This is a genomic window from Streptomyces lunaelactis (assembly GCF_003054555.1).
Taxonomy (GTDB): Bacteria; Actinomycetota; Actinomycetes; order Streptomycetales; family Streptomycetaceae; genus Streptomyces; species Streptomyces lunaelactis.
Genome location: NZ_CP026304.1, coordinates 7,054,453 through 7,066,859 on the forward strand (window position 1 = coordinate 7,054,453; position 12,407 = coordinate 7,066,859).

At 68.5% G+C, this 12,407-nt stretch carries 11 protein-coding genes; all 11 read left to right on the top strand.

Annotated features, from left to right (window positions below; genetic code table 11):
* The first annotated feature begins 95 nt into the window (after window positions 1–95).
* The 11 genes from SLUN_RS32265 (at window position 96) to SLUN_RS32315 (ending at window position 12,362) form a co-directional block, all read left to right on the top strand.
* Complete coding sequence (locus SLUN_RS32265) at window positions 96–1,109, top strand: sugar ABC transporter substrate-binding protein (RefSeq protein ID WP_108153462.1); 1,014 nt, start codon at window positions 96–98, stop codon at window positions 1,107–1,109.
* Window positions 1,106–2,173, top strand: a complete 1,068-nt coding sequence (locus tag SLUN_RS32270; protein ID WP_108153463.1) for an ABC transporter permease — start codon at window positions 1,106–1,108, stop codon at window positions 2,171–2,173. The genes SLUN_RS32265 and SLUN_RS32270 overlap by 4 nt, the downstream gene beginning before the upstream one ends.
* Window positions 2,140–2,973, top strand: coding sequence for an ATP-binding cassette domain-containing protein (locus tag SLUN_RS32275; protein ID WP_108153464.1), 834 nt, complete (start codon window positions 2,140–2,142; stop codon window positions 2,971–2,973). The genes SLUN_RS32270 and SLUN_RS32275 overlap by 34 nt, the downstream gene beginning before the upstream one ends.
* 218 nt (window positions 2,974–3,191) lie before the next feature.
* Window positions 3,192–4,352, top strand: a complete 1,161-nt coding sequence (locus SLUN_RS32280) for an ROK family glucokinase (RefSeq protein WP_108153465.1) — start codon at window positions 3,192–3,194, stop codon at window positions 4,350–4,352.
* Window positions 4,353–4,354: 2 nt separating this feature from the next.
* Complete coding sequence (locus tag SLUN_RS32285) at window positions 4,355–4,933, top strand: hypothetical protein (protein WP_170146630.1); 579 nt, start codon at window positions 4,355–4,357, stop codon at window positions 4,931–4,933.
* An 838-nt stretch (window positions 4,934–5,771) separates the two neighbouring features.
* Complete coding sequence (locus SLUN_RS32290) at window positions 5,772–6,512, top strand: IPT/TIG domain-containing protein (protein WP_108153466.1); 741 nt, start codon at window positions 5,772–5,774, stop codon at window positions 6,510–6,512.
* Between the two features lie 119 nt (window positions 6,513–6,631).
* Complete coding sequence (locus SLUN_RS32295; RefSeq protein WP_108153467.1) at window positions 6,632–7,645, top strand: IPT/TIG domain-containing protein; 1,014 nt, start codon at window positions 6,632–6,634, stop codon at window positions 7,643–7,645.
* Between the two features lie 538 nt (window positions 7,646–8,183).
* Complete coding sequence (locus tag SLUN_RS42140; protein WP_159100376.1) at window positions 8,184–8,921, top strand: hypothetical protein; 738 nt, start codon at window positions 8,184–8,186, stop codon at window positions 8,919–8,921.
* Between the two features lie 665 nt (window positions 8,922–9,586).
* Complete coding sequence (gene pcaDC, locus SLUN_RS32305) at window positions 9,587–10,885, top strand: bifunctional 3-oxoadipate enol-lactonase/4-carboxymuconolactone decarboxylase PcaDC (RefSeq protein ID WP_108153469.1); 1,299 nt, start codon at window positions 9,587–9,589, stop codon at window positions 10,883–10,885.
* A gap of 19 nt (window positions 10,886–10,904) precedes the next feature.
* Window positions 10,905–11,537: an MBL fold metallo-hydrolase gene (locus SLUN_RS32310; protein WP_108153470.1), complete on the top strand. Its 633-nt coding sequence runs from the start codon at window positions 10,905–10,907 to the stop codon at window positions 11,535–11,537.
* Between the two features lie 45 nt (window positions 11,538–11,582).
* A complete protein-coding gene (locus SLUN_RS32315; RefSeq protein ID WP_108153471.1) occupies window positions 11,583–12,362 on the top strand; it encodes an exodeoxyribonuclease III in 780 nt (259 codons plus the stop codon).
* Window positions 12,363–12,407 lie beyond the last annotated feature (45 nt).

Consider the following 12,407-nt stretch of genomic DNA (forward strand, 5'->3'; position numbering starts at 1 on the left):
CTGCCGTGACACATACTTGGGCGGCCGGGGCGCGCCATCACGCCCCCCGGCCGCACCGGGAAGCACAGCGAGTACGGCAAGAAGGGCACGGCTTCGTGGCTAGGGCAAGGACAGGGGTACGCGCGATCGGCGCGCTGCTGGCAGCGGTACTCGGAGCCTCTCTGGCGGGTTGCAGCAGCACCGGCGGCAAGCGCGCGGAGGACGCCCGCAAGGCGCAGACCGCCGCGGGCAAGGCCGCCGTGAACACCCCCCGATGGACCTTCGCCATGGTCACCCACTCGGGCGACGGCGACACCTTCTGGGACATCGTCCAGAACGGCGCCGAGCAGGCCGCCGTCAAGGACAACATCAACTTCCTCTACTCCCACAGCGACGAGGGCCAGCAGCAGGCCCAGCTCGTCCAGGCGGCCATCGACAAGAAGGTCAACGGCCTGATCGTCTCGCTCGCCAAGCCCGACGCGATGAAGGACGTCATCGCCAGGGCCGAGAAGGCCGGCATCCCGGTGATCACCGTCAACTCGGGATCCGAGCAGTCCAAGGCGTACGGCGCGCTCACCCACATCGGCCAGGACGAGACCATCGCGGGCGAGGCCGTCGGCGACGAGCTCGACAAACGGGGCAAGAAGAAGGCCCTGTGCGTGCTGCACGAACAGGGCAACGTCGGTCATGAGCAGCGCTGCGCCGGAGTGAAGAAGGCCTTCGGCGGCCAGTTGCAGAACCTCTACGTCGACGGCACCAACATGCCCGACGTCCAGGCTTCCATCGAGGCGAAGCTCCAGTCCGACCGTTCCATCGACTCCGTCGTCACGCTCGGCGCGCCCTTCGCGGACGCCGCCGTCCAGGCGAAGAGGACCGCGGAGAGCAAGGCCGAGATCGACACCTTCGACCTCAACGCCAAGGTCGCCACCGCCCTGACGGCGGGCACGCTCGGCTTCGCCGTCGACCAGCAGCCCTACCTCCAGGGGTACCAGGCCGTGGATCTGCTGTGGCTCTACAAGTACAACGCCGATGTCCTCGGCGGCGGGCGGCCCGTCCTCACAGGACCGCAGATCATCTCCCAGAAGGACGCCGCCGAGCTGCGGATATACACGGAGCGGGGGACCCGATGAGTACGACCGCACCACCTGCCACACCGGACAGGACGCCGGACAGGGCGACCGACGAGCGGCTGCTGCGCACCTCGCCCCTGCGCAGGCTGATGGGTCGGCCCGAACTGGGATCGGTCGTCGGCGCCGTGGCGGTCTTCATCTTCTTCTCGATCATCGCGGACTCCTTCCTGCAGGCGTCCAGCCTCTCCACCGTCATGTACGCGGCATCGACCCTCGGCATCATGGCCGTACCGGTCGCGCTCCTGATGATCGGCGGCGAGTTCGACCTCTCGGCCGGCGTCCTGGTGACCAGCTCCGCGCTGATCTCCTCGATGGTCAGCTACCAGATGACGGCGAACGTCTGGGCCGGCATCTTCGTCTCGCTGCTCGTCACGCTCGCGGTCGGGGTCTTCAACGGCTTCATGCTGACCCGTACGAAGCTTCCGAGCTTCATCATCACGCTCGGTACGTTCCTGATGCTGACCGGCCTCAACCTCGGCTTCACCAAGCTGATCAGCGGCACGGTCTCGACGAAGTCCATCGGCGACATGGAGGGCTTCGCGTCCGCCAAGAAGGTCTTCGCCTCCGAGCTCACCCTCGGTGACGTCACCCTCAAGGTGACCATCCTGTGGTGGTTCGTCCTGGTCGCCCTGGCCACCTGGATTCTGCTGCGTACGCGCTTCGGCAACTGGATCTTCGCGGTCGGCGGCGGCGCGGACGCGGCCCGCGCGGTCGGTGTCCCGGTCAACAAGACCAAGATCGGCCTCTATATGGGCGTCGCCTTCGCCGCCTGGGTCTCCGGCCAGCATCTGCTGTTCTCCTTCGACGTGGTGCAGTCCGGCGAAGGCGTCGGCAACGAGCTGACGTACATCATCGCGGCCGTCATCGGCGGCTGTCTGATCACCGGCGGCTACGGCTCCGCGATCGGGTCCGCGGTCGGCGCGTTCATCTTCGGTATGACCAGCAAGGGCATCGTGTACGCGGAGTGGAACCCGGACTGGTTCAAGTTCTTCCTCGGAGCGATGCTCCTTCTGGCCACCCTGCTCAACGCATGGGTCCGCAAGCGTGCGGAGGCAAGCAAGTGACAGCCCTCGTCGAGCTCGACAACGTCAGTAAGTACTACGGCAACATCCGCGCCCTGGAGGGCGTCTCGCTCGAGGTGCACGCCGGGGAGATCTCCTGCGTGCTGGGCGACAACGGCGCCGGCAAGTCCACCCTGATCAAGATCATCGCGGGCCTGCACCGGCACGACGCGGGCACCTTCCTGATCGAGGGCGAGGAGACGAGCCTGGCCAGTCCGCGCGAGGCCCTGGACCGGGGCATCGCCACCGTTTACCAGGACCTCGCCGTCGTACCGCTGATGCCGGTCTGGCGGAACTTCTTCCTCGGCTCCGAGCCGACCAAGGGGGCCGGCCCCTTCAAGCGTCTCGACGTCGAGAAGATGCGCGAGACAACCCGCGCCGAGCTGCTGCGCATGGGCATCGACCTGCGCGATGTCGACCAGCCCATCGGGACGCTGTCGGGCGGTGAGCGCCAGTGTGTGGCGATCGCCCGGGCCGTCTACTTCGGTGCGAAGGTCCTGGTCCTGGACGAGCCGACCGCCGCGCTCGGAGTCAAGCAGTCCGGCGTCGTGCTGAAGTATGTGGCGGCGGCACGCGACGCGGGCCTTGGTGTCGTGCTGATCACCCACAACCCGCACCACGCGTATCTGGTCGGCGACCGCTTCGTGCTGCTCAAGCGCGGCACGATGTCCGCCAGCCACACCAAGAACTCGGTGACGCTCGATGAGCTCACCCGCCAGATGGCGGGCGGCAGCGAGCTGGAGGACCTGCGCCACGAACTGGAGCGCGCCCCGACGCCGACGCACTTGGGCGGCCATGACTAGGTTCTTTCGTTTGGATCAGGCCGGATGAGCGTGCGTGCCAGGGCACGCGAGCCCGGCAAGATCCAAACGAGAGGCCCTAGAGCCTGATTTTCAGCCCCTTTGGCGTTTGAGGAGCGGGGCCCGGGGCGGAGCCCCGGCTCGGGCCCGGCCGCGGCGGGGCATACCGGATGGCAGAATCGGTCTCCTGACAGCGACCGCCCCCGAGACCCCGCAGGGACATGAGCACCTACCGCGACTTCGCGTACCGCGGCTCCGCCCGCGCCACCGTCCTGAAGACCGTCGGCACCCGTGAGCGGCGCTCGCACCTCACCGCGCCCCGCGTCCCCACCGTCGGCATCGACATCGGCGGTACGAAGGTGATGGCGGGTGTCGTCGACGCCGACGGGATCATCCTCGAGAAGATCCGTACCGAGACGCCGGACAAGTCCAAGAGCCCCAAGGTCGTCGAGGACACCATCTGCGAGCTGGTGCTCGACCTCTCCGACCGGCACGATGTGCACGCCGTGGGCATCGGAGCGGCCGGCTGGGTCGACGCGGACCGCTCCAAGGTCCTCTTCGCGCCCCATCTGGCCTGGCGCAACGAGCCCCTGCGCGACGCCCTCTCGGGCCGCCTCGCCGTTCCCGTACTGGTCGACAACGACGCCAACACCGCCGCCTGGGCGGAGTGGCGCTTCGGCGCCGGCCGCGGCGAGGACCACCTCGTGATGATCACCCTCGGTACCGGCATCGGCGGGGCGATCCTCGAGGACGGGAAGGTCAAGCGCGGCAAGTACGGAGTCGCCGGCGAATTCGGCCATATGCAGGTTGTGCCCGGCGGTCACCGCTGTCCGTGCGGCAACCGCGGCTGCTGGGAGCAGTACAGCTCCGGCAACGCCCTGGTCCGTGAGGCCCGCGAGCTCGCCGCCGCCGACTCCCCGGTCGCCCACAGCCTCATCGAGCGCGTCGGCGGCAATGTCCACGAGATCACCGGACCGGTCATCACCGAGCTCGCCCGCGAGGGCGACGCGATGTGCATCGAGCTCTTCCAGGACATCGGCCAGTGGCTCGGCGTCGGCATCGCCAACCTCGCCGCCGCCCTCGACCCCTCCTGTTTCGTCATCGGCGGCGGCGTCAGCGCCGCCGACGACCTCCTCATCGGCCCCGCCCGGGACGCCTTCCGCCGCCATCTCACCGGCCGCGGCTACCGCCCGGAGGCCCGGATCGTGAAGGCCCAGCTCGGCCCCGAGGCGGGTATGGTCGGTGCCGCGGACTTGGCGCGTCTCGTGGCGCGCCGCTTTCGCCGGGCCAACCGGCGCCGTGTGGAGCGCCATGAGCGGTACGAGCGCTATGCGCAGGCCATTCGTAACTCCAGCCCCACCCGCCCCACCCAGGAACCGTAGCGATGACCCTGCCCCGACAGTCCACGTCCCCGGACGAGAGCGTCCGCCCCCCTGAGAGCAGGCGGCACATGCTCTTCCGCCGGTGGCTGACGGCGATCACCATCGTGCTGCTCGTCGGTATCCCGGCCGGCTATCTGGTGATCTCCGCCGAGCAGAGCCGGGACAGCGGCCGGGACAAGGAGGCGGAGTCCTCGGCCACCGGTCTGCAGGAGACCTGGCCGTCCCAGATGAAGCGCCGCGTCTTCGAGGTGCCGATCCCCCCGAAGTCCAAGCACGTCGCCTACTACGAGACCAGCAACTGGAAGACCAGCCGGCTGTTCGTGCAGTTCCGCACCACGTCCGCCGGGCTCGACCGGTTCCTGGAGGGTGTCGGGACGAGCCGCGCCCAGCTGGAGGACGGCGAGGTCACCATCAGCACGCGTGACGCCGACACGGTCGGCTGGGACTTCGGCGCGGGGCCGGGCGACTGGGCCGGCGTCAGCCATGCGCAGAAGGACCCGCGGCCCAGCCAGGACATCACTGTGAACCTCGCGGACGAGGCCCGTCCCGTGGTGTTCGTCGTCTCGACTGCGACCCCCTGACCGCAGGACTCGGGTCCACTCACCCGCCGGGGGCGGTTGCGGGTGCTGCCGAGGCGGGTACGTTGGCCCGCATCTGCCGCACTGGGCCGTGGCCACCGCAACCACATTCGCCCTCGTGCGCACGCGATAGATCATGCACGGTTACGGCGGCCGAAAATCGATTGAGCACCCCACGTGGTGCGCCTTCCGTACGCATCGCGCCCATTCCCGTATCGGAGGCGGCGAGCTGACCGGATGGTCCGACTGCAATATGCATAACTCGCTCTATATGGAGCTTACTTGAAGAAAGCCGGCGGAGCTCCGGACGACAGCCTTCGCCACACTTGAGTCAACGGGCAAGCGAGGGAGTGCGGTTCTCTGGCGCTCCGAAATCGCGAGGTCGACGCCCCATACTCCCCAACTTTGCAGATTCGTTCGAGATTAGCGAATCAGAGCGAGACTGAAATCGGCTATTCTCGCAATCCCGCTCTGAGGGGGTTGTGCCCAGACCGGCGCTGATGGGTCAATAGAAGCAGCTGAGCTGCACGATAGGCCCACTCCCACGACTGGGCCGGCGGCGGCGCGGCACGTTCGAACGGCCAGGCTCCGCCATCGGCGGTGGCATCTCCCTTCCCTCACCTACTCCTTGACGCCCCGCGTTCAGGGGCGCGCATTCGACTCCGGGCCGACCAGCCGTCGACTCCACGGAATTCGAGCTCATTCAGGGAGCACCTAGTTTCCCCCTGTGTACCGCCAATTCCAGCGCGGTGCATGCGTTGCTGACGAGCAACGACGACTGACCCGCCGGGCAGAACAACACCTCACCCAAACCCTCGGTTTGCCCTCTAGGAGGTACACCATGCCCATCTCCCCGAACCAGGGATCCACTGGCGGCGGCACCACCGTCACCATCACCGGTACCAACCTCGGCAGCGCCACTGCCGTGAAGTTCGGTAGCAAGCCGGCCACAATCACCTCCAATACCCCGACTTCCGTGACCGTCACCTCCCCGTCGGGCAGCGGTACGGCCCCAGTCACGGTGACCACGGCCGCAGGCGCAAGCAACCCCCTGAACTTCTATTACATCGGCGCACCGTTCAAGGCCTCGCTGAGTGCTGCTTCGGGACCCTCCGCCGGCGGTAACACCGTCACCATCAGCGGCATCGGTCTCGCAACCGCCTCTTCTGTCGCCTTCGGGGGCAACAACGCAACCCCGACCGTCACCTCCGACAGCCTGCTGAACGTCACCGTTCCTGCCGGCACCAGTGGCTCAGTCGGCGTGAGCGTCACCACCACGGGTGGTACGAACAACGGCTTCTCCTACACCTACGTGGATGTGCCCACGATCATCGAGCTGGCACCGACGTCAGGGTCGACTTCCGGCGGCACCGCGGTCACGATCACCGGAACCGAGCTCGCCACCACCGAGTCGGTCACCTTCGACGGCGTAACCGCGCCTTTCGCGGTGGTCAACAGCACCACGCTGTCAGTGGTCACACCGCCGGGCACGGCGGGCGCGGTCGACGTCGTCGTCAACACGACCGGCGGAAGCGCCACCGCATCGGGCGGTTTCACCTACGTGGCGAGCCCCGGCATCTGATCGACGTTCCCGGCACCTGCCGGGCGAGCAGGCGGCCCGGGCACCTCCGGAAGGCGCCCAGGCCGTCACCGTGCCCCACCCCCTATGGCCGTATCCGTCCACCGCTGTAAAGAGGCACCATGACGACACCTGCCCTGACAGGCCTGTCTCCCAATCAAGGACCGACCGCGGGCGGCACCACGGTGACACTCACCGGAACCAACCTCGGCGACGTGACAACAGTCCGCTTCGGCACCACAGCAGCTGCGTTCACGATCGTGTCCGCCACACAGATCGCCGCCACCGCCCCTCCCGGATCCGTGGGGCCTGTTCAGGTCACCGCCACCAGCCCCGGCGGCACCAGTGGAGGGCTGGCCTTCTACTACGTCGCCCTGCCGGTCCTGACGGGCGTGTCTCCCGGTCAAGGACCGACCGCGGGCGGCACCGCGGTGACACTCACCGGAAGCAACTTCAGCCAAGTGACGACAGTCCGCTTCGGCACCACAACAGCCGCGTTCTCGGTCCTGTCCGCCACACAGATCAACTCCATCGCCCCCTCGGCCCCTGCCGGATCCCCGGGACCTGCCCAGGTGACCGTCACCAGTCCCGGCGGCACCAGCGGCGGGCTGGCCTACTACTACGTCGCTCTGCCGGTCCTGACGGGCGTGTCTCCCGGTCAAGGACCCATTGCGGGCGGCGCCGCGGTGACACTCACCGGAGCCAACCTGCTCAATGCCACGAGTGTCCGCTTCGGCACCACAGCAGCTGCGTACTCGGTCGTGTCCGCCACACAGATCACCGCCACCGCCCCTCTCGGATCCACGGGGTTCGCCCAGGTCACCGTCATCACACCCGGCGGCACCAGCGGAGGGGTGGGCTACCAATATGTCGCTCTGCCGGTCCTGACGGGCGTGTCTCCCGGTGAAGGACCGACCGCGGGCGGCACCACGGTGACACTCACCGGAACCAACCTCGGCGACGTGTCAGCAGTCCGCTTCGGCACGACAGCGGCTGCGTTCTCGGTCGTGTCCGCCACACAGATCACCGCCACCGCCCCCACCGGATCCGCGGGAGCCGTCCAGGTCACCGTCATCAGCGCCGGCGGCACCAGCGCGGGACTTACCTACACCCGGATCCAACTCCCCAGTATCTGAGTGAGCGCAGTACCACCCAGCCGTTGACGCTCGCTGGGAGACCGCCAATTCTCCGGTGTAAAACCGAGATTGGGTGCCGAGCCAGATCTGCTCGCTGGTGAGGCGGCCGCCGAAGGCGATGCCGAACGCCTGCGGAGCCGGCTCCCAGCGAGTGGTCCGGCGTTCGCGCCGACTGGGGGGCTCACAACCCCGCACACCAAGGCTGAGAGCGCCGGGCAGGAAGTCACGGCGGTCGCCCGCGTGACACCTCCCGGCCGCGTCTCCTCTCATACGGGCACGCCACAGTTCGGCCGGTACGAGCCGCACCGTCTTACGGCGCGCAAACCGCGTAGACAGTCACGAAGGTGTCCGCGACTTGGGCGTCGGCGTTGACGAATTGCCATCCGCTGGAAGGCCCTCCCACCGGACCTACCGGAGTAGAAAGCACGGGACCGGTGACGTTGCCCGGACCGATCGGGGATGCGGTGTGTGCCACCGCGCTACCGCCCGTGGCAAACGTGTCAGTTGGGCAATCCACCGTAAACGTGCTGTCGGCTGCTTGAGGGCCGGCAACTTCCAGGGAGACCACGACGCTCTGCGCGCCGCTCGCGACGCCCTGCGACCCCTGCACACCCTGCGACCCCTGCACACCCTGCGCACCCTGCGCTCCGGCAGTGCCTTGTGGTCCCTGGCCGCCGGTGTCGCCCTGTGTGCCTTGTGGTCCCTGGCCGCCGGTGTCGCCCTGTGTGCCTTGTGGTCCCTGGCCGCCGGTGTCGCCCTGTGTGCCTTGTGGTCCCTGGCCGCCGGTGTCGCCCTGTGTGCCTTGTGGTCCCTGGCCGCCGGTGTCGCCCTGTGTGCCTTGTGGTCCCTGGCCGCCGGTGTCGCCCTGCGTGCCCTGCGGACCCTGGCCGCCGACTTCACCCTGCGACCCCTGCGAGCCCTGCGGACCCTGGTCTCCGACTTCGCCCTGCGAGCCCTGCGGACCCTGAGCACCCTGGGAACCTCCCGGGTCACCCGGCACACCTTGATTGCCCTGGACACCCTGCGGGCCTTGGGAGCCATCCACTCCGTCCTGGCCCGGAACACCCTGCGGGCCCTGGGCGCCCGGCCTTCCCTGCGGGCCACGGTCCCGGTCCCGGTCCCGGTCCCGGTCCCGATCGGGGTCAGTGCCCGCCACCGGGACCATCCGCATCGCGCGGAACTCCTCACTAGTAGCGCCGTTCGGCCCTGGCGCTCTCTGGCTGGACCCCGCCCCTGGCCCATGGACAGCGTCAGCGACCGCTTGCACGGTCGGTAGAGCATTGAGCAACACGGCCAGCGTCCCAACCGACACCATCGCCGCAGTCTTCAAACGTGCATCCCGATTCCCTTTACGGCCCACCGAACAACCTTTCTCACAGAACGAACGGCGACCCTCTGGAAGTGGCGAACTCACCCACAGTTCCAGACGCGCCAAAGTGTCAGAAACCGTTCTAGACCCAGGACGGTAGGAAATACGCAACAAAGCACGAAATATGACGAAGGGTCACCCGAACGGTAGTCGCCACCCGAACCCACTCGCAGGCATGGCCACCAGGGGTTGTGGCACCCGGGGGAATCGGGTGTGGCTTTTCAAGCAGCTCTGCTCCCACCCGGTTTGGCAGGGAAACCTCGTCCCTTGGCCAGGGGACAGCAGCGGGCGGCATCTGCGCGTGCGGGCGTACAAGGTCATGGCCGAGAACGCGCTTCGGAGGGTCCGCTTGTACGATGCCCGCGCGAGTTGCTTCACGTACCTCGCGAACAACGGGGTGCCGGATCACCTCCTTGCCCTGTGGGCGGGGCACACCAACGCCAGGACCACGAAGCGCTGGTATGTGAAACCGAACGTGGAGGACCTTCGCCCGGCGGCGGAAACATGGGGAGGAATGGCGAGTCTCCCGACCCCCTCCCGTGAGAAATTGTGAGATATGGGAGCGTGAGCGGGTGAGTGAGACGACGACTAAGACCCTGCAATACCGCCTTGACGGGCCAGAAGACGCACCGGTCCTGATCTTGGGACCCTCGCTTGGTACCACATGGCACATGTGGGACCGGCAGATAGCCGAGCTGTCCCGCCAGTGGCGGGTGTTCCGGTTCGATCTGCCGGGCCACGGCGGCGCGCCCGCCCACCCGGCAGCGGCCGTCGGCGAGCTCGCCGACCGGCTGCTGATGACGCTCGACGAGCTGGGCATCCACCGCTTCGGGTACGCGGGCTGCTCGATCGGCGGCGCTGTCGGCATCGAGCTGGCGCTGCGGCAGCCGCAGCGTGTCGCCTCCCTGGCGCTGGTCGCGGCCTCGCCCCGGTTCGGGACCGCGGACGAGTTCCGCCAGCGCGGCGTGATCGTCCGCACCAACGGGCTGGACCCGGTGGCCCGTACCGCCCCCGAACGCTGGTTCACGCACGGCTTCGCCGCCGCCCAGCCCGCGATCGTCGAGTGGGCCGTCCAGATGGTCCGCACCACCGACCCCGGCTGTTACATCGCCGCCTGCGAGGCGCTCGCGGCCTTCGACGTCCGCGCCGAACTCGGCCTCGTGGGCGTCCCCACGCTGGTCCTGGTCGGCTCCGAGGACCAGGTCACCGGGCCCGCCGAGGCCCGCACCCTGGTCGCCGGGATACCCGACGCCCGGCTCGCGCTGGTGCCGGGCGCCTCGCACCTCGCGCCCGTCGAGCAGCCCGCCGCCGTCACCGACCTGCTCGTACGCCACTTCTCCCTGGCCTGGCAAACCGCATCTGATTCGACCACGGGTCTTTCGGCCATTCCCGCGCCCCCGGCCGTGCCCGCGATCTCCGCCCCGGTGACACCCGTCGCCGAGCTCACCTCCGCCTCGCCCGAGCAGCCGCGAGCCGTGCACACCGGGCGCCCCGATCCGTACGAAGCGGGGATGAAGGTACGCCGCGAGGTACTCGGCGACGCGCATGTGGACCGGGCGACGGACGCCGCCGACGACTTCACCGGCGACTTCCAGGAGCTGATCACCCGCTACGCCTGGGGCGAGGTCTGGACCCGCGAGGGCCTGGACAGACGCACCCGCAGCGTGGTGACGCTGACCGCGCTGGTCGCGGGCGGACACCTGGACGAGCTGGCCTTCCACACCCGCGCCGCCCTGCGCAACGGACTGACCCCCGCCGAGATCAAGGAAGTCCTGATCCACGCGGCCGTCTACTGCGGCGTCCCGGCGGCGAATTCCGCCTTCAGGGTGGCCCACGCCGTCATTCAGGAGGAGACCACCCCCAGGACGTAACCGGATGCAGGATGGAGGTATGAGGCTCACGAAGAAGACGCATGCCTGCATCCGGCTGGAGAAGGACGGGCGGACGCTCGTCATCGATCCCGGCACCTTCAGTGAGGAGGATGCCGCTGTCGGAGCGGACGTCATCCTCGTCACCCACGAGCATCTCGACCACTTCAACGAGGACCGGCTGCGGGCCGCCATGGAGGCTAACCCGGGCGCCGGGATCTGGACCCTGCGGAGCGTCGCCGAGAAGATCTCGGCGGCCTTCCCGGGCCGCGTCCACACCGTCGGCCACGGCGACACCTTCACCGCGGCCGGCTTCGACGTACAGGTCCACGGCGAGCTGCACGCCGTGATCCACCCGGACATCCCCCGGATCACCAACGTCGGCTATCTGGTGGACGGTTCGCTCTTCCACCCCGGCGACGCCCTCACCGTCCCCGACCATCCGGTCGAGACGCTGATGCTCCCGGTGCACGCCCCGTGGAGCAAGATCTCCGAGGTCATCGACTACGTACGCGAGGTGAAGCCGCAGCGCGCCATCGACGTCCACGACGCCCTGCTCACGGATCTCGCGAGGCCCATCTACGACACGCAGATCGGCGCGCTCGGCGGGGCCGACCACAACCGGCTGACCCCGGGCGAGAGCACCGACCTGTGACAGCCGAACCCCCGGCTGTCAGACCGCCCGGCTAGGCTTCTTCGCATGCGCATCGCCACGTGGAACGTCAACTCGATCACCGCCCGGCTGCCCCGCCTGCTGGCCTGGCTGGAGAGCAGCGGCACGGACGTGCTGTGCATCCAGGAGACCAAGACCACCGAGCAGCAGTTCCCCTCCGACGAGCTGCGCGATCTCGGCTACGAGTCCGCGGTCCACGCGACCGGCAGGTGGAACGGCGTGGCCCTGGTCTCCCGGGTCGGCCTCGACGACGTCGTCAAGGGCCTTCCCGGCGGCCCGGAGTACGAGGGCGTGCAGGAGCCGCGGGCGATCTCCGCGACCTGCGGCCCGGTCCGCGTCATGTCGGTGTACGTGCCGAACGGCCGTGAGCCCGGCCACGCGCACTACGCGTACAAGCTGCAGTGGTTCGATGCCCTGAAGGCGGCCGTCGCCTCCGACGCGGGGGCCGCTCGCCCCTTCGCGGTCCTCGGTGACTTCAATGTCGCCCCCACCGACGACGACGTCTGGGACCGGGAGTTCTTCGAGGGACAGACGCATGTCACCCCGGCCGAGCGGGCGGCGCTGGAGGCGCTGCGCCAGGCCGGGCTCTCGGACGTGGTACCCCGGCCCCTCAAGTACGACCACCCCTTCACCTACTGGGACTACCGCCAGCTGGGCTTCCCCAAGAACCGCGGCATGCGCATCGACCTGGTCTACGGCAACGAGGCCTTCGCCAAGGCGGTCAAGGACAGCTATGTCGACCGGGAGGAGCGCAAGGGCAAGGGCGCTTCGGACCACGCGCCTGTTGTTGTCGATCTCGACATCTGACGTCGGTTGACGCGCGCCCAGTGGTGCGTTCAGCCGCAGGGATGC